This is a genomic window from Anaerotalea alkaliphila (assembly GCF_010179735.1).
Classification (GTDB): domain Bacteria; phylum Bacillota; class Clostridia; order Lachnospirales; family Vallitaleaceae; genus Anaerotalea; species Anaerotalea alkaliphila.
Window position 1 is genome coordinate 14559 of the sequence record NZ_JAAEEH010000013.1, and the last position, 23293, is coordinate 37851.

26 protein-coding genes are annotated in these 23293 nt (G+C 58.0%); all 26 read right to left on the minus strand.

The genetic code is table 11. The features are described 5' to 3' along the window. Window positions 1-1041: a protein arginine kinase gene (locus tag GXN74_RS06090; RefSeq protein ID WP_162370036.1), complete on the minus strand. Its 1041-nt coding sequence runs from the start codon at window positions 1039-1041 to the stop codon at window positions 1-3. Further along, window positions 1038-1547, minus strand: a complete 510-nt coding sequence (locus GXN74_RS06095; protein WP_162370037.1) for a UvrB/UvrC motif-containing protein — start codon at window positions 1545-1547, stop codon at window positions 1038-1040. Before GXN74_RS06095 ends, GXN74_RS06090 begins: the two co-directional genes overlap by 4 nt. A gap of 15 nt (window positions 1548-1562) precedes the next feature. Beyond that, window positions 1563-1877 carry a hypothetical protein gene (locus tag GXN74_RS06100; protein ID WP_162370038.1) on the minus strand — a complete coding sequence of 105 codons (315 nt, stop codon included), beginning with the start codon at window positions 1875-1877 and terminating at the stop codon, window positions 1563-1565. Window positions 1878-2050: 173 nt separating this feature from the next. Beyond that, window positions 2051-2752 (minus strand): nuclease-related domain-containing protein, encoded by a 702-nt coding sequence (locus tag GXN74_RS06105; RefSeq protein WP_162370039.1) that lies wholly within the window; start codon window positions 2750-2752, stop codon window positions 2051-2053. A 41-nt stretch (window positions 2753-2793) separates the two neighbouring features. Beyond that, complete coding sequence (locus tag GXN74_RS06110; RefSeq protein ID WP_162370040.1) at window positions 2794-3300, minus strand: zinc ribbon domain-containing protein; 507 nt, start codon at window positions 3298-3300, stop codon at window positions 2794-2796. Between the two features lie 71 nt (window positions 3301-3371). Continuing rightward, complete coding sequence (gene purD / locus GXN74_RS06115) at window positions 3372-4631, minus strand: phosphoribosylamine--glycine ligase (protein ID WP_162370091.1); 1260 nt, start codon at window positions 4629-4631, stop codon at window positions 3372-3374. A 13-nt stretch (window positions 4632-4644) separates the two neighbouring features. Beyond that, window positions 4645-5238, minus strand: coding sequence for a phosphoribosylglycinamide formyltransferase (gene purN, locus GXN74_RS06120; RefSeq protein WP_162370041.1), 594 nt, complete (start codon window positions 5236-5238; stop codon window positions 4645-4647). Then, on the minus strand, window positions 5232-6260 hold the full coding sequence (gene purM, locus GXN74_RS06125) for a phosphoribosylformylglycinamidine cyclo-ligase (RefSeq protein WP_212505724.1): 1029 nt from the start codon (window positions 6258-6260) through the stop codon (window positions 5232-5234). The genes purN and purM overlap by 7 nt, the downstream gene beginning before the upstream one ends. Continuing rightward, entirely contained in the window at window positions 6251-7660 is a 1410-nt protein-coding gene (gene purF, locus GXN74_RS06130) for an amidophosphoribosyltransferase (protein ID WP_162370042.1), read from the minus strand. Before purF ends, purM begins: the two co-directional genes overlap by 10 nt. Window positions 7661-7669: 9 nt before the next feature. Continuing rightward, entirely contained in the window at window positions 7670-8380 is a 711-nt protein-coding gene (purC, locus tag GXN74_RS06135) for a phosphoribosylaminoimidazolesuccinocarboxamide synthase (RefSeq protein WP_162370043.1), read from the minus strand. A gap of 2 nt (window positions 8381-8382) precedes the next feature. Beyond that, window positions 8383-8907, minus strand: a complete 525-nt coding sequence (gene purE / locus GXN74_RS06140; protein WP_162370044.1) for a 5-(carboxyamino)imidazole ribonucleotide mutase — start codon at window positions 8905-8907, stop codon at window positions 8383-8385. A gap of 18 nt (window positions 8908-8925) precedes the next feature. Next, on the minus strand, window positions 8926-10083 hold the full coding sequence (locus tag GXN74_RS06145) for a 5-(carboxyamino)imidazole ribonucleotide synthase (protein WP_212505725.1): 1158 nt from the start codon (window positions 10081-10083) through the stop codon (window positions 8926-8928). A 127-nt stretch (window positions 10084-10210) separates the two neighbouring features. Then, a complete protein-coding gene (locus tag GXN74_RS06150; RefSeq protein ID WP_162370046.1) occupies window positions 10211-10915 on the minus strand; it encodes an LrgB family protein in 705 nt (234 codons plus the stop codon). Then, window positions 10912-11286 carry a CidA/LrgA family protein gene (locus GXN74_RS06155; protein ID WP_162370047.1) on the minus strand — a complete coding sequence of 125 codons (375 nt, stop codon included), beginning with the start codon at window positions 11284-11286 and terminating at the stop codon, window positions 10912-10914. Before GXN74_RS06155 ends, GXN74_RS06150 begins: the two co-directional genes overlap by 4 nt. An 89-nt stretch (window positions 11287-11375) precedes the next feature. After that, window positions 11376-12083, minus strand: a complete 708-nt coding sequence (locus tag GXN74_RS06160) for a DeoR/GlpR family DNA-binding transcription regulator (protein WP_343032797.1) — start codon at window positions 12081-12083, stop codon at window positions 11376-11378. A 75-nt stretch (window positions 12084-12158) separates the two neighbouring features. Further along, window positions 12159-13070: a ribokinase gene (locus GXN74_RS06165; protein ID WP_162370049.1), complete on the minus strand. Its 912-nt coding sequence runs from the start codon at window positions 13068-13070 to the stop codon at window positions 12159-12161. Between the two features lie 8 nt (window positions 13071-13078). Then, window positions 13079-14050: an ABC transporter permease gene (locus GXN74_RS06170; RefSeq protein ID WP_162370050.1), complete on the minus strand. Its 972-nt coding sequence runs from the start codon at window positions 14048-14050 to the stop codon at window positions 13079-13081. A gap of 1 nt (window position 14051) precedes the next feature. Then, window positions 14052-15578 (minus strand): sugar ABC transporter ATP-binding protein, encoded by a 1527-nt coding sequence (locus GXN74_RS06175; RefSeq protein WP_343032799.1) that lies wholly within the window; start codon window positions 15576-15578, stop codon window positions 14052-14054. Between the two features lie 38 nt (window positions 15579-15616). Continuing rightward, window positions 15617-16729 carry a sugar ABC transporter substrate-binding protein gene (locus tag GXN74_RS06180; protein WP_162370051.1) on the minus strand — a complete coding sequence of 371 codons (1113 nt, stop codon included), beginning with the start codon at window positions 16727-16729 and terminating at the stop codon, window positions 15617-15619. Between the two features lie 74 nt (window positions 16730-16803). After that, window positions 16804-17778, minus strand: coding sequence for a sugar phosphate isomerase/epimerase family protein (locus tag GXN74_RS06185; RefSeq protein WP_162370052.1), 975 nt, complete (start codon window positions 17776-17778; stop codon window positions 16804-16806). Between the two features lie 341 nt (window positions 17779-18119). Further along, window positions 18120-18812, minus strand: a complete 693-nt coding sequence (locus GXN74_RS06190; RefSeq protein ID WP_162370053.1) for a response regulator — start codon at window positions 18810-18812, stop codon at window positions 18120-18122. After that, window positions 18793-19836 carry a sensor histidine kinase gene (locus GXN74_RS06195; RefSeq protein ID WP_162370054.1) on the minus strand — a complete coding sequence of 348 codons (1044 nt, stop codon included), beginning with the start codon at window positions 19834-19836 and terminating at the stop codon, window positions 18793-18795. Before GXN74_RS06195 ends, GXN74_RS06190 begins: the two co-directional genes overlap by 20 nt. A gap of 59 nt (window positions 19837-19895) precedes the next feature. Continuing rightward, window positions 19896-20249, minus strand: a complete 354-nt coding sequence (locus GXN74_RS06200) for a DUF192 domain-containing protein (protein ID WP_162370055.1) — start codon at window positions 20247-20249, stop codon at window positions 19896-19898. A 13-nt stretch (window positions 20250-20262) separates the two neighbouring features. Further along, on the minus strand, window positions 20263-20940 hold the full coding sequence (locus tag GXN74_RS06205) for a type II secretion system F family protein (RefSeq protein ID WP_162370056.1): 678 nt from the start codon (window positions 20938-20940) through the stop codon (window positions 20263-20265). Between the two features lie 13 nt (window positions 20941-20953). Then, window positions 20954-21913, minus strand: coding sequence for a type II secretion system F family protein (locus GXN74_RS06210; protein ID WP_162370057.1), 960 nt, complete (start codon window positions 21911-21913; stop codon window positions 20954-20956). 21 nt (window positions 21914-21934) lie between these two features. Further along, window positions 21935-23293 (minus strand): TadA family conjugal transfer-associated ATPase, encoded by a 1359-nt coding sequence (locus GXN74_RS06215; protein ID WP_162370058.1) that lies wholly within the window; start codon window positions 23291-23293, stop codon window positions 21935-21937.

Consider the following 23293-nt stretch of genomic DNA (forward strand, 5'->3'; position numbering starts at 1 on the left):
TTATCCTCCTATGATTTCCGGTAGATTTTTCCTGATGTATTCCGCTCTGGCCATGTCCCTCTCCTGGACGGACATGGACCTGCTTTCCATCTTCTGCAGGCTGGCGGGCTGTATGGACATCATAAGCGTGTAGATGTTCATGGTCATGGCTTGTTTCGTTTTGAGCACGCCCAGCTCGATCCCCAATTTCAGGTCGGAGAGCAGGGTCATCGCCTCTTTGGCGGTGAGGACCCGGGCGTACCGCATCAGACCGTAGGAGCGGAAGACCGCATCCTCCAGTTCCGAATATTTTTCCTTCAGCAGCTGTTCCCGGACCACCAGCTCCTGCTTCACGATCTGCCGGGTGACGGCGGATAGGTTGTCCAGGATCTCCTGTTCTGAAATCCCCAGGGTGACCTGGTTGGAGATCTGGAACATGCTTCCCAGGGCGTCGGAACTCTCCCCATAGATGCCCCGGACCGTCAGGCCGAACTTGCCGATGGCCTCCAGGATGTACTGGAACTGGCCGGTGCTCTCCAGGGCGGGGACATGGACCATGTAGGAGGCCCGCATCCCCGTGCCCACGTTGGTGGGACAGGAGGTGAGGTAGCCCAGCTGGGAATTGAAGGCGTACATCAGGTGCTCCTCCAGGATGCTGTCCAGGGCGTCGGCCTTCTCCAGGGCCTTCTGGAGATGGTCCCCGGCCATCATGGACTGGATCCGCAGGTGGTCCTCCTCGTTCACCATGATGCTCAGGTCCTCGTCTTCGGTCACGTAGAGGGCCCCCGGCAGGTGGGAGTTGATGAACAGGGGGCTGATGAGGTGCTTCTCCATCATGACCACCTTGTCCAGCTGCCGGACCTCCTCCATCCGGAGCAGTTTCCCCGTCAGGTCCTGGGATTCCTCCACCACCTTGGCGATCTCCTGGATCACCCCTCGGGCGTCCCCTTCGCTGCAATGGCTGGGAAAATTGTACCTGGCCAGATTCCTGGCCAGGCGCACACGGCTGGACACGACCACCCCTTGGCCGTCTGTGTTCTTGATTTCCTCATACCATTTCATTCCAGGTCCGCTCCCTTCTTCAGTTCCTTGATCTGGTCCCGGAGCTTGGCGGCCTCCTCGTAGGCCTCCTGCATCAGGGCGATCTTGAGCTCGCTTTCCAGCTCCCCGATCCTGTTCAGCAGCCGGAGCTCCGCGTCCAGCTTCTCCGGACGCTTGCCTCCATGGACCACGTTCCCGTGGAGCCGCTTCAGGATGGGACTGAACTCCTCGGAGAAGACCTCATAGCATTTGGCGCAGCCGACTTTGCTGGTCTTCTTGAATTCCTCCAGGGTCATGCCGCATTGGGGGCAGGACATCTCCTCCGTATGCAGGTGGGTCGTGCTCTGGGCTGCCGCCGTGTCCAGCAGGCCGCTGAGGAATTTCTGGAAGGACGGGTTGTTGTTGAAAAGCGCCCCTTGCTGCTCCTTGGCGCACTTCTCGCACAGGTGCAATTCGATCTTCTGGCCGTTGACGATTTGTGTCAAAAAGACCGTCGCAGGCTCTTTATGGCAAATTTCACACATCATGGTTTCCACACTCCTTTACAGAAGGACGCCGCACCTCTTGCAGCGCTGCGCGCCCACAGGGTTGCCCAGATTGCAGTGCTTGCAGAAACGGTACAGGGGGATCCCCTCCTCGGTGGTCTCCTGCACAAGCGCCTCCTCCGGTTCCGTCACCGGCTCCAGGATGATGTCCGCATATTTCAGGCGTTCCAGCTTCAGGATCCGCTTTGCGATCTGACGGCACCTTTTATCCAAAACCTTCCGGTCCTCTTCTCCCAGCTGGGTCTGCTCGTAGAATTCCTTCCCCAGCTGTCTGTACAGCTTGTTGATTTCCATATGCAAATCCTTGATCATAAACTCCCTCTTCATGTCGACACCTCGCTGAACATGGATTGTGGTTCTTCGTCCAACTCCATTATACCATACCGTCAACAAAGGTCAAAGCCCGCTTGGGCCAACCTGTCCCCAAGGATGCAAAAAGCCGTCCCCCGCCCGCCTCTATGGGCGGGTGGGGGACGGCTCCATTCCTAAAGCCTCTCCAATGCCTCCACCACATGCTCCTGGATGCTGGAGGAGAGATGCACATCCTCCCTCCGGTACCGTTTGATGTAGTCGATGACCTGGACCGGCTCCGTGATGACCTTGACCCTCTTGGACTTCACGTGCATGATGCAGTCGCTGGAAAAGAACAGCATGGGGACGGCCTCCTGGTGGATTCCGGAGCGCTCCAGGAACAGGTCCATGCCCTTCTTGTGCCCCTGGATCTGCTTCAGCGGGTTGAAGATCCGCTTGGTGTAGCGTTCCCCGTTCTTTCCGATCTTCACCTTCTGGAGGTAGTTGTCTTCTTCCCTGCCGGTGATTGTCCCCTTGATGTGTTTCGTTTCCATGATGAACAGCCCGTTGAAGCCCACGATGACAAAATCGATCTGGCTGGACTTGCTGCCGTCCACGATGTGGATGTCACTGAACACCTTGTAGTTCCTGGGCAGCTTCTCCAGGAGGGAAAGCACTTCGTTCTCCCCCTTCAGGCCGAACTGCAGGATCTCCAGGTCGTTGATCAGCCTTACCATATGCAGTAGGGCGGCGATGCCGATGTAGATGGAAAACCCCTGGCTGACCTCCAGGAGCAGGAGGGAAATGGCCGTGGCTAAAACGCCCGCGGCCAGCTCCTTCTTGGTCCGGTTGATGTCTTGACGCAAATGATTGGATCGCTTGATGATTTCAGCCATGCATCCCTACCCTCTCCCTGCCGGTTTTCGGCTCCAGCCGGTCAATAATAGGCGCCGCCCATGTTCCTGTAGAAGAACTCTCCAAAGAAGATGAAGAAGAGGATGGACAGCACCAGGGAGATCAGGAAGAGGATCAGGGCCGCGATGGCGAAGTTCTTCTTGTTCCTGTTCACGTTGTTGCCGAAGGCCCACTTGAAGATCAGGACGATGTTCAGGATGGGCACCGCCATCAGCAGATAGACGGCCAGCCAGGACCCCACCCCCATGGGGGCGTTCAGGTCCGGTCCCCCGTACTGTCCGGGGCCGGGACCCCCTGACGGACCCTGGAACTCCTGCCGGGGTTGGGGCGGCGCCACCGGGGGCGGTGCCGTCTGCTGCCAGGGCTGGGGTGGCGGGACCGGAGGCGGAACCTGCTGGCTGGCGGCCTGGGGCTTGGGTGCCTCCACCGGCTCCTGGCCGCCTCCTTCCGCTTTCACGAATTTGGTTCCGCAGTTGGCGCAAAACAGGGCTTCGTCCGGATTGGGTGCTCCACATTCTTCACAATACATACGCATGCTCCTTCCCTCTTGTCAAATCTTATGTATCCTAAGGATAATACAAAAAGGGGGAAAAGTAAACGCTATTTGATGCCGATGTCCCTGCGGAAATGCTTGTCCGTGAAATCCACCTTCTCCACCATGGCGTAGGCCCTGCTCCTGGCCTCCTCCATGTCCTTGCCGAAGGCGGTGATCCCCAGGACCCGTCCGCCGCTGGTGGCCACCCGGCCATCCACGAGCTCCGTGCCCGCATGGAACACCAGGATGTCCGGGGTCCCTGCGGCCTCCTCCAGCCCTTGGATGGGATAGCCCTTCCTGTAGGCCACCGGGTAGCCTCCGGAAGCCAGGACCACGCAGACCGTGGAGCGCTCGTCCCATTCCAGGGTGATTTCGGAAAGCCGTCCCTCGATGGCGGCCTCCACCACGTCCACCAGGTCGTTCTTCAAACGGGGCAGTACCACCTGGGCTTCCGGGTCCCCGAAACGGGCGTTGTATTCCAGCACCCGGGGACCGTTGGGGGTCAGCATCAGGCCGAAGAAGATGATCCCCGTGAAGGGCCTTCCCTCGGCGGCCATGGCCGCAAGGGTGGGCTCGAACATGGTCTTTACGCACTCCCGGTGGATTTCCTCGGTGTAGTATTTGCTGGGGGAGAAGGTTCCCATGCCCCCCGTGTTCAGTCCCTGGTCGTTGTCCAAGGCCCGCTTGTGGTCCTGGGCGCTGACCATGGGGAGGCAGGTCTTCCCGTCGCAGAAGGAGAGGACGGACACCTCCGGCCCGGTCATGAACTCCTCCACCACCATCCGGCGGCCGGCGCTGCCGTACTTCAGGTCCACCATGATCTCGTCCACCCCTTCCAGGGCTTCCTCCCGGGTGTTGCAGATCAGCACGCCCTTGCCCAGGGCCAGTCCGTCCGCCTTCAGGACCACCGGATAGGTGCAGCCTTCCAGATAGGCCCGGGCCGCCCCGGGCTCGTCGAAGACCTCGTAGGCCGCCGTGGGGATGTCGTACTTCTTCATCAGCTCCTTGGCGAAGACCTTGCTTCCCTCCAGGACCGCCGCATCCTGCCGGGGTCCGAAGACCTTCAGCCCCGCTTCCTGGAACAGGTCCACAATCCCCAGCATGAGGGGGTCGTCCATGCCGATGATGGTCAGGTCGATGCCCTCCGCAAGGGCGAAGTCCCGTACCTTTTCGATCTCCGTGGCCTTCACCGGCACACACTGGGCCAGGGCCGCGATGCCCGCGTTGCCCGGGGCGCAGTAGATCTTCTCCACCCGGGGGCTCTGGGCCAGCTTCCATACGATGGCGTGCTCCCTGCCGCCGCTGCCCACCACCAATACCTTCAATTTATCCATGCTCCTACCCTTTCCTGTTTGCAATCATTTGGATGGCCTGGGGCAGAATCACCCATTCCGCTTCTTCCATGACCCTGCGCTGCAGGGTTTCCGGGGTGTCCTGGGGAAGGACCTCCACCGCCTTCTGCAGCAGGATGGGGCCCGTATCCGTGCCTTCGTCCACGAGATGGACGGTGGCGCCGGTGACCTTCACCCCCCGGGCCAGGGCGGCCTCATGGACCTTCAGCCCGTAGTAGCCCTCTCCGCAAAAAGAGGGGATCAGCGAGGGGTGGATGTTGATGATCCTGCCCTCGAAGGCCCGGACGAACGCCGGTCCCAGCACCACCAGGTAGCCGGCCATGACCACCAGGTCCACGCCCTTGTCCTGGAAATGCCGGGCCAGCGCCTGGTTGAACGCTTCCGCCGATTCGAACTGCCGGGGGCTGATCCAGGCGGCGTCGATGCCTTCCTTCTCCGCCCGGGCCAGGGCATGGGCGTTCTTCCGGTTGCTGACCACCGTGGCGATCTCCACCCCGGTCAGCTTCCCTTCCTTGATCCGGTCGATGATGGCCTGGAGGTTGGTTCCCCCGCCGGACACCAGCACGCCGATCTTCAGCATAGCTCCACTCCCTCTGCGCCTTCCCTCACCTGGCCGATGACATAGGCCTTCTCGCCTCTGGCTTCCAGGACCCGGATGGCCTTTTCGGCCTCTTCCGCAGTCATGGCGGCCACCATGCCGATGCCCATGTTGAAGGTGTTGTACATGTCCCTCTGGGGGATGTCCCCCAGCCCCTGCATCACCTGGAAAACAGGCAGCACGGGCCAGCTTCCCAGCTGGATGGAGGCCATGGCCCCTTCCGGGAGCATCCGGGGGATGTTCTCGATGAAGCCGCCGCCGGTGACATGGCTGAGGGCCTTGATGTCAACGTCGGCTTCCTTCAGGGCCTGGATGGTCTTCACGTAGATCCGGGTGGGCTCCAGGAGGGCGTCCCCCAGGGTGGCGCCCAGGGCCTCGTTGTAGGCCGAAAGGTTCTCCGCGTTGATGTCGAAGAGCTTGCGCACCAGGGAGTAGCCGTTGCTGTGGATGCCCGAGGAGGGCAGGCCCAGCAGCACGTCGCCGGCCTGCACCCTGGAGCCGTCGATGACGTCCTTCTTGTCCACGATGCCCACGGAGAATCCCGCCAGGTCGTACTCGTCCTCCGGATAAAAGCCCGGCATCTCGGCGGTCTCCCCGCCGATGAGGGCGGCCCCGGACTGGCGGCAGCCTTCCGCAATCCCCCCCACGATGGTGGCGATCTTCTCGGGCACGTTCTTGCCGCAGGCGATGTAGTCCAGGAAGAAGAGGGGTTCGGCTCCCGCGCAGATGATGTCGTTGACGCACATGGCCACGGCGTCGATGCCGATGGTGTCGTGCCTGTCCAAGACAAAGGCCACCTTCAGCTTGGTCCCCACCCCGTCGGTGCCGGAAACTAGGATGGGCTCCTCCATCTTGTGCTTGGCCAGGGAGAACAGGCCTCCGAAGCCTCCGATGTCTGTGGCCACCTCTTCACGGAAGGTGGAACGCACATGGTCCTTCATCAGTTCTACCGCTTTGTATCCGGCTTCCACGTCCACGCCGGCTTCCTTGTAGCTTATTGACATCCCCTTGCCTCCTCGTCTTCGATCTTGACTGGATAGTCCCCGCTGAAGCACGCCGTGCAGAACTGCAGTTTGGCTTCCTTGCAGGTTTCCAGCAGGCTTTCCCTGCTGATGTAGCCCAAGCTGTCGGCGCAGATCATCTCACGGATCTCGTCGATGGAGTGGTTGCTGGCCACCAGGTTCTTGCGCTCCGGCGTGTCGATGCCGAAGTAGCAGGAATATTTCACCGGCGGGGAGCTGATCCGCACATGGACCTCCGTAGCCCCCGCTTCCCGCAGCAGGTTCACGATGTGCCTGCTGGTGGTTCCCCGGACGATGGAGTCGTCGATCATGACCACCCGTTTCCCCTCCACGATGGAGCGGATGGGGTTCAGCTTCAGGTGGACCCCCAGCTCCCGCTGGACCTGGTTGGGCTGGATGAAGGTCCTGCCCACGTAACGGTTCTTCATGAAGCCTCCGGCCTGGGGGATGCCCGAGGCCACGGAATAGCCGTGGGCCGCCGCCAGTCCCGAGTCGGGAACGCCGATGACCACGTCCGCCTCCACCGGATGCTCCTTGGCCAGGGCCTCTCCCGCACGGTAGCGGGCCTTGTAGACCTCCAGCCCCTCGATCACGCTGTCCGGACGGGCGAAATAGATGTATTCGAAGACACACAGGGCGGACCGCTTGGATGCGCCCTCCACGTGCATGCTGCGCATGCCGTTCTCGTCGATGATGATGATCTCGCCAGGCTCCACGTCCCGGACCAGCTTCACACCCAGGGTGTCGAAGGCGCAGGACTCGGAGGAGAAGACGTAGTTGCCGTCCTTGATGCCCATGACCAGGGGACGCATGCCCAGGGGGTCCCGGGCCGCGATCAGCTTCTTGGGGGTCATGACCAGGAGGGCGTAGGCCCCCCGGATCACGCCCATGACCTCCTCCAGGGACTCCTCGATGTTCCTGTGCCGGATCCGGGCACGGGACAGGAGGGCCGCGATGACCTCGGAGTCGGTGGTGGTCTGGAAGATGGTCCCCTGGGCCTCCAACTCCGCCCGCAGGCGCTTGGCGTTGGTCAGGTTCCCGTTGTGGGCCAGGGCCATGTGGCCCTTGGTGTACTTGATGACCAGGGGCTGGGCGTTCTCCGCCAGGCTGTCCCCGGAAGTGGAGTAACGTACATGGCCGATGGCCGAATGGCCCTTCAGGTAGTCCAGGATCACGTCGTCGAAGATTTCGTTCACCATCCCCATTTCCTTCCGGTAAAGGATGGTGCCGCTGTTGTTCACCGCAATCCCCGCGCTCTCCTGTCCCCTGTGCTGAAGGGAGAAAAGCCCGTAGTAGGCCATCCGGGCGGTGTCCACCTGGGATTCCCTGTTGGTGTAGATTCCGAAAACGCCGCATTCTTCCTGCAATTTGTCGTCAAACATCTTTTCCTCCTATACGCCCAGAAGCCGTTTCATGACTTCCTGGTATGCGCCTTCCACGTTCCCCAGGTCCCTGCGGAACCGGTCCTTGTCCAGTTTCTCCTGTGTCACCGTATCCCAGAACCTGCAGGTGTCGGGTGAGATCTCGTCCGCCAGGATGATTTCCCCATCGGAGGTCCTGCCGAATTCGATCTTGAAGTCGATCAGGGCGATGTTCACCGTCTTGAGGTACTCCGAAAGCACCTCGTTCACCTTGAAGGACATTGCCGCGATCTTGTCCAGCTCTTCCCGGGTGGCCAGCTCCAGGGCGAAGATGTGGTAGTCGTTGATCATGGGGTCTCCCAGGGCGTCGTCCTTGTAGCAGTACTCCAGTACGGTGTGCTTCATGGGGGTCCCTTCGGGAAGGCCCAGCCGCTTGCTCAGGCTGCCTGCCGCTATGTTGCGCACGATGACTTCCAGGGGGATGATGCTTACCTTGCGGACCACGGTCTCCCGGTCGTTGAGCTCCTCCACCAGGTGGGTCTTGATCCCCTCCTTGGTCAGGAGGCCCATGAGGTGGTTGGAAACACGGTTGTTGACGCTTCCCTTGGCTTCGATGGTACCCTTCTTCACCCCGTTGAAGGCGGTGGCGTCATCCTTGTAGGAAACGACCAGCAGTTCCGGATCCTCCGTGGTGTACACCTTTTTTGCCTTGCCTTCGTACAACAGCGCTTTCTTCTCCATGTCTATTCCTCCAGATATTTTTTCACATAGTCGGCATGTCCCAGGGCTTCCAGTTCTTCCGCCTTCCCCTCCACCATGGTCCTGAGGGATTCCTTGTAGGCCAGGACCCTTTCATGGACGTCCTCCTGGAAGGCCCCCAGCATCTGTGCGGCCAGCAGGCCGGCATTCTTGGCTCCGTTGATGGCCACCGTGGCCACCGGGATCCCCGGGGGCATCTGGACGATGGAATAGAGGGAGTCCACGCCGGAAAGGCTTTTGGTCTTCACGGGCACCCCGATGACGGGCAGTCCCGTGAGGGAGGCCACCATTCCGGGGAGGTGGGCGGCTCCCCCCGCGCCGGCGACGATCACCTTGATGCCCCGCCCCTTCGCCTCCTTGGCGTAGGTGTACATCCGGTCCGGGGTCCGGTGGGCCGATACGACGGTCAGTTCATAGCCGATCCCCAGCTCCTCCAGGATCTTGGCCGCTTCTTGCATGACAGGCAGGTCAGAGTCGCTGCCCATGATGATGCCGACTGTTGCTTGCATGTGTTTCCTCCTATGCGCTTATGCTTCGCCCACGATCTTTATGCAGGCTTTGGCTGTTTCCGCTTCCTTTTCCGCCTCTTCCAGGGTCTTGCCCACCACGGTCAGATGCCCCATTTTCCTGTAGGGCTTCACGTCCTCTTTTCCGTAGAGGTGGACCTTCACCCGGGGGTTCCGGTAGGCGTCTTCCAGCCCCAGGACCCGGGTCCTTCCCGACGCCCCGGGCTCTCCCAGGAGGTTCCGCATGACCACCGGCGTCCGCAGGGACACGTCCCCCAGGGGCAGTCCGGTGATGGCCCGGATGTGCTGCTCGAACTGGGAGGTGAGGCAGGCCTCGATGGTGTAGTGGCCGGAGTTGTGTGGCCTGGGGGCCACCTCGTTCACCAGCACGTTGTTCTGGTCGTCCACGAACATCTCCACGCAGAACATGCCCACGCCGTGGAAGACCTCCATCACGTCATGGGCCAGTTTGGTGGCCTTTTCGGTGCATCCGTCGGAGATGTCCGCCGGCACCCGGGTGGTGTCCAGGATGCTGTCCACGTGCACGTTCTCCCCTACGGGGTAGACCACGATCTCCCCGTCGATGCCCCTGCAGGCCAGCACGGAAATCTCCTTCACGAAGGGCACGAAGGCCTCCACCATCAGGGGGGTGCTTCCCGCGCCCAGGGCGTCGAAGGCGTCCATCATGTCGTCCTCGGTGCGGATCAGGGCGTTCCCCTTGCCGTCATAGCCCCCCAGGCAGGTCTTGAGCATCATGGGGTAGCCGTAGAGGCTGCTGGCGTCCAGGATGTCCGTCCGCTTCGCGATCTGCATGAACGCAGGCACCGGGATCCCCGCTTGTGCAAGGACCGTCTTCTGCCGGAACTTGTCCTGGATGACCTCCAGGCTCTCCACCGCCGGATAGACGGTGTATCCCCTGGACTCCAGCTCCTTCAGGGCCTGCACGCTGATATGCTCGAACTCGTAGGTGACCACATCCGTCTTCTCGGCCAGTTCCAGCATGGCGTCCCCGTCCGTGAAGGAAGCCACGATCTGTTTGTCTGCGATGCTGTGTGCAGGGCAGGCCGGAGTGGGGTCCAGGACCACCACATGGAACCCCAGCCTTTTGGCGTCCAGGATCATCATTTTTCCCAGCTGGCCGCCGCCGATGATGCCGATCCGCTTCTTCAGTACATCCATTTTCATTACCTCATTCGCATTTTTGTCCCATAGGACATGTCATAGGGTTATTTTACCGTTAAAAATAAGTTGCGTCAATATTTTTTCCGAACATTATGTATTGTTTTTATTTTATTATTCGGATATCTCAGCCCAGCCAGGCCGCCAGCCCCAGCAGGAGCGGAAGGAGCAGCACCGTCAGGATTCCCGTGAGGACCATGGAAAGGCTGCTCATGACCCCGGTGGTCTCCGACATCTCCAGGGCCTTGGAGGTCCCCAGGGCATGGGAGGCGCCGCCGATGGCCACCCCCCGGGCGATTTCCGATTCCACCCCCAGCAGCCTAAGCACCGCCGGCGCCGCCACGGCCCCCAGGATCCCCGTGAGGATGATGCAGAGCACCGTGATGCTCACCACGCCCCCCAGCTGCTCCGAAAGGGGCACCCCGAAGGCGGTGGTGATGGACTTGGGGAGGATGGAGAGGAACATGCCCGTATCCAGCCCCAGCAGCCGGGACAGTCCCCAGATGGAGAAGAAGGATGTCAGCACCGCCACCAGCCCCCCCAGCAGGATGGGCCCCAGATGCTTGCGGACCAGCCGCCGGTTGTGGTGGAGGGGGATGGCCAGGGAGACGGTGGCCAGGTTCACCATCATGGCCACCATCTGCCCGCCCCCGTCCATGTACTCCTGGTAGGTGACCCCCAGGACCCGCAGGACCAGCATGCAAAGAAGGGCCGCCACCATCATGGGGTTTGCAAGCTCCCCCCACCGGCGCCGGGCCCGGATCCCCACCTGGTAGGCCGCCAGGGAGAGGAACCATCCGAAATAAAGGTTTTGCGTCAGCGCCTCCCTCATCCCTTCGCCCCCTTCCCCGCCTGGTGCCGGACCAAGAACTGGACGGCCAGGGCGGTGGTGCCCATCACCAGCAGGGTGCTCGCCCCCACCATCACCAGCAGCTGCCACCAGTACCTACCCAGCAGCTCCCCCTGGGTCATGATCCCCGCCGCCAGGGGGACGAAGAAGAAGGCCATGTTCCCCACGAGGAAATTCCCCACCCCTTCCACCTGGGCGGGCTCCACCTTCTTCGTCAGAAACAGCAGGAACAGCAATCCCATCCCCAGCATGGCCCCCGGCACCGGAAAAAGGGGCCGCAGCAGGGTGGCCCCCATCTGCCCCACCAGGAACACGCCTAGGATCCAGGCCGCTTCTTTGAATGTTTTCGTCATCACATACCCTCCTTCCCATCCCTTAAGTATAGCACATGGGCATAGCAAAAGGAACAGGTCTGGCATGAACTGCCCCTGTTCCTCATCGTCTAGTCTTCCTCTGTGATCAGAATGCCTTCGCTGAGTTCGAACACCTTGGAAAACGCATATTTGTTCTTCTTGGAAGTATCCATCAGGACATACGTCGTCTTGGAATAATCCTTGACGATTTCCTTCTTTCTTGCTTCCCTGAAATCATATGTATAGATGGCGCCGTCTTCGATGTATCCGTTCGCACCGATGAAGGCTTTGTCGAAATGCATGCTCATGATCATCTTTTCCGTCAACGTGCCGTAGACCGATTCCAGGTCGTCCCGCACTTCCCCGCCCAGCAGAATGCACGTGGCTCCTTTGATGGGCATGTTTTCCATCAGCTGCGTGCTGCTGCTTACGATGGTGATATTCCTCCCCGGCAGATACTTCAGCATGGCGACAGTCGTCGTACCGGAATCCACATAGATGCAATCCCCATCCTCCACAAGAGCGGCCGCTTTTTTTGCAATGATCTCTTTGGCTTCGCTGTTGATCAGCCGCTTCCTTGCCACCGGTTCGTCGTAATCGCCATTTTTTATCCTGACAGCGCCGCCGCGCATGACGACGATCTCGCCATCCTCCTCCAGGGCCCGTAAATCACGCCGGATCGTTGAGAGCGAAATCCCAAGCTCCTCTGACAGGTCCTTGATGTAAGCGACATCGCTTTGCGTGATTTGCTTCAATAATTCTTGTTTTCGCAAATCCGGAACCATATTCCACCTCATTTTTACTTTCTTACGAACATTATAATGATTTTTGGAAACAAGTTCAAGTCGAAAACTAAATTATGGCAAAACCGCTCAAAACAGTTCAACTTCTTCCAATAAAGGCATGGCACCCTGAGCGCCAACCTTGGTCACCGTCACCGCAGCCACCTTCGCCGCAAATCGACAGGCTTCCTCATCCGTTTTTCCCATGTACTTCCCATAGGCAAAAGCACCGATGTACGAATCCCCCGCTCCGGTTGTTTCAACCACATCCTCCACCTTTGCCACCGGAACCACAACATGGTCCTGACCTTTGCAAAGCAGGCTCCCGTTCTCCCCCAGGGTTACGATCACCGTTCCCCCGGTAAGGGCTGTCAGCTTCTCAAAATGGGATATGGCCGTTTTCTCGTCATTGATGGTTTCCCCCGCATAGAAAGACGCTTCGGATTCATTCACCACAAGGCAGTCCACCTTCTCGAGAGCTTCCCTGCCGATAGCTTTCGCCGGCGCCGCATTTAGGATGCTGTAGACGCCATGTCTGCTGGCCATGCAGATTACCTGTTCGACGACAGGAACCGGGATTTCCAACTGTAGGACGACAATCCGACTTGCCGAAACCACCGCTTCCATCTTTTTCAGATCTTCCGGCCCAAAGTCACCGTTGGCCCCTGTGATGATCGACGCATAGACCGATCCGTCCCCGAGGACATGTACGACACCCAAGCCTGTGTCCTTGTCGCTTCTTCCCACGTGCTCCGTATGGACGCCGAACCCCTCCAGCTTCTCCAAGAGGATGTCGCCAAAATTGTCGTTCCCGACCTTGCCTACCATATAGGTCGGCACGCCCAGTTTTGCGCATTGCACGGCCTGGTTCGCACCTTTCCCACCACCTTCGTAGAACACAGTGTCGGCGACATAGGTTTCCCCTTTCAACGGGAGCCGTTCCTGCTTCATCAGGACATCATAATTCAAACTTCCTATTACCGCTACATATCCGTCCGGCATTCCTGCACCTACCTCGCAAATTTTCTTTCGAACTTCCAACTTTTGATCTTCTCTTGTACAATATCAAGATACACCGCTACGATGATGATGACCCCTGTCGCAATGTATTGCCAGAACGTATCGACGCCCAGTACGACAAGACCGACTTTCAACGCCTGCAAGAGAATCGCTCCGAAAAACGTGCCAAGCATGCTGCCTTTTCCACCAGCCAGGCTTGTGCCGCCCACCGCCGCAGCCGCAATCGCATTCAATTCGTATCCTTGTCCCGCAGTAGGTTCCCCTGTCCCCAGTTTCGCCAACAGAACCATGCCCGCCAGCGCGGTCGAGACACCGCAGAGAGCGTAGGCGATGATTTTGTTGAAATCAACGTTGACGCCGGACAAGCGGGTCGCTTCTTCATTGTTGCCCATGGCATACAGATAGGTTCCGAATTTCGTGTGCTTCAAAATGACGTATCCGACAGAGGTCGCCAGAAGCAAAATAACAACCGAACTCGGGAAAACACCTGCAACATCACCATCCATGGCTGTCCTGAAATTCTGTGGAATGGACAGTACCGGCCATCCACCGGTGACCAGGTACGCGATTCCCCTGTAGACACTCATCATTCCCAATGTTGCGATGAAGGGTTGCAGATGCATTTTCGCAATCAGAAATCCGTTCAACCCACCCAATACGAATCCCAGCAGGACTCCCAGCAGGATGGCGGCAACAGGATTCAGACCTCCGACCAGAAGGTTGCCGATGCAAACAATCACAACCGCCATCGTCGAACCGACCGTAAGGTCGATTCCACCGGTGATGATGACCATTGTTATACCCACAGCCAGCAGCCCGTTTATGACAGACTGGTCTACGATGTCCATCAGGTTTGTAGGGGTCAGGTACAACGGTTCCAAAATCCCAAACACAGCGATCAAAATCACCAAGGCGACGATGATGCCCAATTCCCTAGAGAATTTCTTCCATATGCTTTTCATGTTATCCCTCCATTGCAAAATGCATAATGCTTTCTTCACTCAGTTCATCCCTGCCCAGCTCACCGACCATGCGCCCTTCGCACATCACGATGACACGGTCGCTCATGCCGATCACCTCCGGCAGTTCTGACGAGACCATAATGATGGCCTTTCCGTTGGCGACCATGTCTTCCATCAGACGATAAATTTCCGCCTTCGCCCCTACATCTATGCCCTTCGTCGGCTCGTCAAAGATGATGATGTCCTGGTTCGTGGTCAGCCACTTTGCAATGATGACCTTCTGCGCGTTCCCTCCGCTCAGGCTGTTCGTCTGGTAGTCCGGGTCGTCCGGGTGCAGGTCCATCTGCTTGATGTAGTAGTCGCAGTTCTCCTTGATCTTACCTTCATGAACGAATATGCCTTTTGCAAACCGGTCCATTGAAGCCAAGGCCATATTCTGCGCATTGGTGAAATTCTTTACAAATCCCTGTGTTTTCCTGTTCTCCGGAATCAGGGCGAGGCCATGGGCCAAAGCCTGCTTCGGTGTTCGGATTGCCACATCCTTCCCGTGGATCTTGACCTGTCCGCCACTCATCGGGTCCGCACCGAATATGGCCCGCATGACATCCGTCCGTTTGGCCCCGACTAGGCCAGCAAAAGATAGGATTTCTCCCCGATGGACCTTAAAGCTGATGTTCTTGAAAACACCCTGGGACTCTAAGCCGACCGCCTCAAGGGCAACTTCCTTGGTGGCGCACAGGGGTTTGTGCCTGACCGCGAACGCGGCCACATCCCTGCCGACCATGTTGTTGATCAGCACTTCCTTGGTGATGCCCTGTACGTCCAGAGTGCATATGTATTTCCCATCCCTAAGGATGCTGGCCCGGTCCGCAATCTTGAACACTTCATCCAAGCGGTGGGTGATATAGAGTACCGTTATGCCGTTGGATTTTAGTTCGGTGATGATTTCAAGCAGGCGGTTGACCTCTTTGTCGGTCAGCGCCGAGGTGGGTTCGTCGAAAGAGATCACTTTGGCGTTGTGGAAGAGCGCCTTTGCGATTTGGATCATCTGCATCTCACCCGTGCTGAGTGTGCCGATCCTGTCGCTGCTTTTGAACCTGCACCCCAATCGCTTCAAAATCGCATCCGTTTTCTGATACATCCCTCTATAATCAACAAGCAAACCTTTTTTTGGTTCATATCCCAATGCAATGTTTTGACCGACTGTGAGCTCCGTCACCAAATTCACTTCCTGGTGGACCTTGGCGATGCCGAATTCGATTGCCTCATTTGCATTTTTGAAATTGATCTTGGAGTTTTCAATAGTAACTTCACCTTCGTACTGGCTGTAAATTCCGTGTAGAATGTTCAACAAGGTTGACTTTCCGGCACCATTTTCCCCCAACAAGGCATGCACTTCACCTTTTCGGATTTCAAAATCAACGCCGTCCAAAGCCATGTTTCCTGGGAATCGCTTTGTTATACTCGAAAAACGAATCATTGTTTCCATCATCCATGCCCCTTTACATATAACATTAGCCGAAAACATCGTCGTTTTCGGCTAATGTTTCCTATTATGCTGCCGTTTTAATTTTCGAAAACCGGTTCTTCCCAGCCGATGATTTCTTCAGCCGGTTTTTCCACATTGGTCGCATCGATGAGAGCCTGGGGTGTCCAGATGACCCTGGGGATTTCCTGGCCTCCCATCAGACGAAGGGTAACCTCGCCGGCAATCTGTGATTTGTACAGCGGGAAGGAGTCGATGGTGGCATCCAGCTCGCCTCTCCGGATGGAATCGTACGCTTCCCCGATTCCGTCCACGCCCACAACCAGGATATCCTTGCCGGAGGATTTGACCGCTTCCACAACCCCAAGCGCCATGGTGTCGTTGTTGCAGAAAATCGCCTTCAGGTCGGGATACTGCTTGATCCAGGTATCCGCCAAGTCTTTCGCCTTGGAACGGTCCCAGTCGGCATTCTGTTTTGCGACAATCTCAATGCCGGTTGCATTTGCCGCCATGTACTGCTCAAATCCTGCGGTTCTTTGTCTGGCCGCAAACGCTTTCGGCATGCCGATCACAATCGCAACCTGACCAGTTCCGCCCAGCTTCTCCGAAATCCATTCCGCTGCCAACTCGCCGTTCTGGATGGCTTTCGGGCCAACGAACACATCCGAATTCGCAATCAGGCCGTCGTTCACGTTTACAACCGGGATGCCGGCTTTCTTCGCATCGTCGACTCCAGGAACCAGGTTCCCGTCTGAAATCGGGGAAAGCAGAAGACCGTTGTACTTCTTGTTGATCATGTCCTTGACAATGGACAATTGCCCCTGTTCATCGCCTTCTCCCTGGGCGGAAGAAACGTCAATGGTCACATCGTATCCGTTTGCCTGCAGTTTGTCTTGGAACACGCCATAACCTTCCTTCAATGTCCGCCAGTACTCGTTTTCGAACGCCTTGGCCACCGCCCCCAGCTTCACGCTTCCTTCCAGTTTCGGAACAGCACCCAACGCGCTCCTCAACTCTCCGATTTCAATGCCGTCCTCTTCGTCCGGATTGAATGCTGCTGTCTCTGTCTCTTGCACAGCGCCGGCCCCCCCTGCACTTTCACTACTTGTACTCCCTTGCTTTGGTGTGCATCCCGAAAAAACCGACGCCGCCATCACCACTGTAAGTACCACCGCTAGAACACTTCTTTTCATCGTATCCTCCTCCTAGGCTTGGTTGATTCGTGCAATCCCGTTGCACCTTCTATTAAAAACCTGGATCCAGGTCTTTAAACACAGATCTTTTCAGCCGCCAGTGCATTTCCTGGGCTTACCGCCATTTGATTCAACATCGCCACAAACATGTTGCTTACCGATACCGCGTCGTTCTTTTCAACAATCCGGCCTATTTTCTCCAGCCCGTAGGTATCTATCATGTTCTCGATCCTGCGGCACATCGCTATGTTGGCTTCGCATTCCGAATCGGCCGCTTCCCGTTTCGGGAACGTGTCGAAATAGACGGCACCTTTGAAATCGTATTTTTTCAAGTAATAGAAGACTTCCAGTGTTTTCCACAGGTTGACGGTTCCGACCATCAATCCGTCATCCGTAGAACCTTCCCCATCGTTCAGATGCATGTTGAAAAGCTTGTTTCTTTCCAGCAGCCAGGCTGTGGCAAAGGCCGGGTTCTCCTTCTTCATCAGCATGTGGCAGAAGTCAAGGGTCACACCCAGATTGTCCCTCTTGACCTCTTCGACCATCATCATTGTGGTGCCGAAACTGTCGATCAGGCAATGTACACGCTCTTCATACGGTTTGTATTCGATGCTTACCGGCAGCTGTGTGTAATCGCACACTTGGCGGAAAGCGCGGACAACTTGTTCCCACACCTTCACATAGTCGATCTGGAAGGAATAGTCGAATCCGTCGAATCCCAGCCAGATGATGATTTGGTCCCCCTCCATCGCCTTGCAGACATCCGCCGCCTCTTTGCACAGCTCGATCGCTTTTTCCGAAACTTCGATTTGGGTATTGCCGAATTCCCCGTTCAGGAACTCGTCACGGAACCTTAGATTGATGGCATTGCAGCTTAAACCGTTCACTTCTAGAAATCCCTTAACTTCTTCAACGGAGTAGGTCTGGAAGTGCTCGGGATAGTTCAAGTCAATGCATTCTATCCCATCTATTTTTCCAATGTCACCTATTGCTTTTTTCAAATCCTTGTTGATGCGAAGAAAAGAATTTACTCGGGTTGCATATTTCATTTGCCAACCTCCTCTCTGATTCACATCATACCACTGTTTTCATTTTGTGTCATTAATTTTCATTTATTTTCTTTTATGCTCACTAATATTCATTCGCTTCTTGGGCAAAAGTCATGGTTCGCACAATCACATAGTCATTATAAACAACTTTATCTGCTGTACGCTTATGTGTTTGCCTACATCTTACTTTTGTCGTGCTATTTTACCATCTCATTTAATTCCATTATTTTTCATATTTCATCATGTTAATCCACATTGCTCCGATGCCTGGGGCAATCCAGCTTCCATAAAAATCTGAACATAGCAAAAGGAACAGGTCTGGCATGAACTGCCCCTGTTCCTCATCGCGTTCCTTCTTCCCTGGCGCACTCCCGCGCCCGGTAGTATTCGTGGATCCCGTTGCCGATGGCCAGCAGGGTCGCCTTCACCCTGTCCGTCACCTCCAGCTTCCGGAAGATCTTGGTCGTGTAGTTCTTCACCGTCTTCTCGGAAATGAACAGCTGCTCCCCGATCTCCTTGTTGCTCCGGCCGTCCGCCAGGAAGCGGAGGATGTCCAGCTCCCGCTCCGTCAGACGGTCCAGGACGCAACCCTCTTCCTTCTTCTCCTTGCGGATGTCCTGGAAAAGGATGGAGAGCACCGCGTTGTCCATGAACTGTTCCCCTTCCATCACCGCCCGGATGCCCCGGACCACTTCCCGTCCCACGGATTCCTTCAGCACGTAGCCGTCGGCCCCCAGCCGGATGGCGTCGTTGATCTTCACCGAGTCGTCCTCCACCGTCAGGACGATGGTCCTGGTCCCGTGCTCCATCTCCTTCATGGCTTCCAGCACCTGGATGCCGCTCAGGAGCGGCATGTTCATGTCCAAGAGCAGGATGTCCGGCTTGGTGTCCTTAAGCAGGGCCAGGGCCTCCCGTCCGTCCACCGCTTCCCCGCAAAGCTCCATGTCCGGCTCGTAGTCCAGGATCCTCCGGACCCCCTGGCGGATCAGGTCGAAATCGTCCGCCACCAGGACCCTAATGGTTCTTGAACTCATCTTGGATCACCTCCAGGCTGACCGGGAGCAGGATGGAGTACGTGGTCCCCTGCCCCGGGGCGGAGTCGATGTTGATGTGGCCGTGGAGCTGGTTCACCCGTTCGTAGATGCCCACCAGGCCGTAGGAGACCCCCTGTTCCTTCACCCGCAAGAGGGTCTTCTCCACTTCGAAGCCCACCCCGTCGTCCTGCACCACCAGCTTCAGGTACTTCATGCCGAAGCGGAGCTGGATCTGGACATTGTCGGCCTTGGAGTGCTTCTTCACGTTGTTGATGATCTCCTGGAGGATCCGAAAGACCGCCACCTGGATGATCATCTCGATCTCGTCCTCCACATGCTGCTGCCGGAGGGTGATGTTGAATCGGGCCTCCTCCTTGACCCTGTTCACGAACTCCTCCATGGTCTTGTTCAGGCCCAGGTCGTCCAGGGACATGGGCCGCAGGTTGTAGATGATCCCCCGGATCTCCTTCAGGGCCTGGCGGACGGTGGTCTTCAGCTCCCCCAGCTCCTCCAGGCCCTGGCCCACGTCCCGCTTCATGATCTGCTCGCACAGGTCCGCCTTCATCAGGATGTTGGCGATGTACTGGGCCGGACCGTCGTGGATGTCCCTGGAGATCCGCTTCCGCTCGTTCTCCTGGGCCTCCAGGATCTTCACCCCGTAAGGCAGCTCCGCACCGAATTCCAGCTGGAGCTTGGCCACGGACAGGTCCTTCTGGAGATAGTCCAGCACCCCCGCAAGCTTCTGGGTCACCTGCTGGGCCTTCTCCACGTTCTGGGAGGAGTTCCGCACCAGGGCGTCCAGCTTCTCCAGCCGCTGGAGCTGTTCCTGCCGGTTGCCTCCGCCGTAGAGGGAGCGTCGCAGCTGGTCCGACTCCTGGAGGATGGCCTCGTGCTCCTTGCCGGTGTTGTCCATGACCTTCAGGATCTCTTCCTTGAAATTTCCAATCTCCTGAACCATGTTGTCCACCACATGGCTCTGGTTCTTGTCCGTTTGTCTTTTTTCAATCGTCTCTAGGGGTTTCATCGCATCACCTTCGCATAGAATACCTTCATTATACATGACCCCGGGGCTTTTGCCTAGAATTAGTTGGCGTCCGGCTCCACCAGGACCGTATCCCCCACCTCCACAGGCGGCAGCTTTCCGGCCGGAAGCTCCAGGACCTGCCAGGCCCCCTCCACGGGAAAGACCATCTTCCGCCGCCCAAGCCCCAAGACCTTGCGAAGGACCCGCCCCTTCTTGTCCAGAAAGAGCAGGTCCAGGTCGAAATGCATGAAGAAGCTGTGGATGCTGTTGCAGTTGGTGAAGAGGATACCCGGGCAATGGGGGGCCTTCCGGCCCATGTAGCCGAAGAAACGGGCGGCGAAGCTCTCCGCCGGGCGGATGCGCAAGAGGAGCTGGCCGCCGGGGAAGCGGATCCGGACATTTTGTTTCTGCATGGGACGGTACCTCCTATTGGTTCATCAAGGTGTTCATGATGTTGATAACAGCCGGGCCCAGGATGACCACGAAGATGGAGGGGAAGATGAAGAGGATCAGGGGGAAGAGCATCTTGATGGGGGCCTGCATGGCCTTCTCCCGGGCCGCCTGCTTTCGCCGCTCCCGGATCTGGGCCGACTCGATCCGGAGCACGTTCCCCAGGCTCACCCCCAGGGTGTCCGCCTGGATCAGGGAGGTCACGAAGGTGGACAGGTCCTTCACCTCGCAGCGGGCGGCCATGTTCTTCAGGGCCGTCTTCCGGTCGATGCCCATCTTGATCTCCTTCAGGGTCTTCCCGAACTCCTCCCCCAGTTCCCCGGGGATGCTTTCCACCACCTTGGCCATGGCCCCCTCGAAGGAGAGCCCCGCCTCCACGCTGGCGGTGATCAGGTCCAGGGTGAAGGGGATTTCCTTGGCCAGCCGGTACCGCCGCTTCCTCTCCTGGCTCCTGGCCAGCAGGCCGTTTTGCTTCTTCTCCACCTGTTCCTTTTTGCCCTTCTCCTTCTGCCCGCCCTGGAGCTGTCCCCCATAGGAGACGGCTTCTTCCAGGCGCTCCTGGAGGCGGAGCCTGTCCCGGAAGAGGAAGAGGAACAGGCCGTAAAGGCCCACCGCCGCAGCGAGGAAGACCATCAACAGATTCGTTCCGGACATGCGCGTTCCCTCCTTAGAAGTCGACCTTGACGATTTTGCTGATCAGATAGATGCCGATGAATTGGTTGAAAAGGGCTATTCCCAATAATATCCGTCCGACATCATTGATGAATAGTGTCAAAATGTACTCCTTATTGATTACATAGAAAATAAGCCCCAAGAAAACAGGCAATAAAGATACAATAATCCCGGACATCTTCCCCTGGGCCGTAAGGGCCCGGAGTTCGTTGTTGATGTTCTGCCGTTCCCGGATGGTCTCGTTGATCTTCTCCAGGATTTCCGACAGGTTCCCGCCGATGTCCTTCTGGATCAGGATGGCGTTGAGGATCAGCTGCAGGTCCTGGGAGGGCACCCTAAGCTGGAGGTTCTCCATGGACTCCTCCATGGACTTCCCGAAGGACATGTCCCGGAGCAGCTTCTTGAATTCCTTGGCCATGGGGTCCCTGGATTCATCGGACACCAAAGCCAGGGCCTGCATGAAGGAATAGCCCGCCTTCAAGGCGTTGGCGATGACGGTGATCCCATCGTTGATCTGCTCGTCGAAGTCCTTGATCCGCTTGGCCTTCTTCTGCTTCAGGAAGGCCATGCCCAGCATCCAGAACACCACACCGAAGACGATGCCAAGGACCGGGGTGTCGAAGAGGATCTGGGCCAGCAGCCCCCCCAGCAGGGAGAACACGAAGCGCAGGACGGTGAATTCCGCCGGCTTGATCCCCAGGTCCGCCTGGACCAGGAGCAGCCCCAGGTCCTGGCCCCTCCTGGACTCCAGGACTCTGGCCGGGACCAGCCGGGCCATCCGTTCCATGACCCCCAGGTCCTGCCGCTCATGCAGACGCTCCAGGGGGATGGACAGGTCCTGCCCGTAGTGCTGGAGGCTGTCCATGGGCTTGGACTGGAGGAGCACCCGCTGGAGCAGGACCAGGAAAATGGTGAAGAACGCCAGAAAGCTGGCGGCTAGCACAAGGAACAGCATGGTACCCCTCCTTACCGATTGTCACATGGTGCTGAACATGTCCTCCTGGACATGGATGCCCCGTTCCTTCAGCTTGTCCATGAATTTGGGCACGATGCCCGTGAAGGCGAAGTCCCCCTGGAGCTTCCCCTTGCCGTCCAGACCCTTGGCCTCGAAACGGAAGATGTCCTGGAGGATGATGACCTCCCCTTCCATCCCCTGGACCTCGGTGATGTGGGTGATCTTCCGGCTTCCGTCCACCAGACGGCTCTGCTGCACGATCAGGTCCACCGCCGAGGAGATCTGCTCCCGGATGGCCTTCACCGGAAGGTTCATGCCGGACATGAGGACCATGGTCTCCAGCCTTGCGAGCATGTCCCGGGGGGTGTTGGCGTGGCCGGTGGTGAGGGAGCCGTCATGGCCGGTGTTCATGGCCTGGAGCATGTCCAGGCTCTCCCCGGAGCGGACCTCCCCCACGATGATCCTGTCCGGACGCATCCGGAGGCTGTTCCTGACCAGGTCCCGGATGCTCACCTCCCCCTTCCCCTCGATGTTGACGGGCCGGGTCTCCAATCGGACCACATGGGTCTGGGAGAGCTGCAGCTCCGCCGCATCCTCGATGGTGACGATCCGCTCGTCCTCGGGGATGAAGGAGGACAGCACGTTCAGGGTGGTGGTCTTTCCGCTGCCGGTGCCGCCGGAGACCACGATGTTCAGCCTTCCTTCCACGCAGAGCCGGAGGATGTCCGCCATCCGGGAGTTCAGGGTCCCGAAGCCCACCAGGTCGTTCACCTGCAGGGGATCCTCCGCGAACTTCCGGATGGTGATGGAAGGGCCGTCCAGGGCCAGGGGAGGGATGACGGCGTTCACACGGGACCCGTTGGGCAGCCGGGCGTCCACCATGGGGGAGCTCTCGTCGATCCGCCTTCCGATGGGGGAGACGATCTTCTTGATCACATGGAGCACATGGTTGTTGTCCTTGAACTTGGCGTCGGTCAGGACCAGCTTCCCCTTCCTCTCCACATACACGTGGTCGGGACCGTTCACCATGATTTCCGTGATGCTGCTGTCCGCCAGCAGGCCGGTGATGGGGCCGAAGCCGATGATTTCGTCCATGAGCTCCTCCCGGGCCTTGTTCTTCTGGCTCATGGTCATGTTCAGGGCTTCGGTCTCGATGTGCTTGGCCAGGATTTCGCTGATCTGGCGCTTCAGCTCCTGGTTCTGGTCGGAAATCTCGTCGAAGTCTATGTCCAGGTCCTCGATGGCGCTGTTCTGGATCCGCATCTTCATGGCGATGTAGGGGTCCTGCTCCTTCTCCGGCTGCTTGCCCTTGAGGGCCGGCTGGGAGGGTCTGGACCTTTCATCCGTCTGGGCTTCATTCAATCTTTTGATCAGCGACAT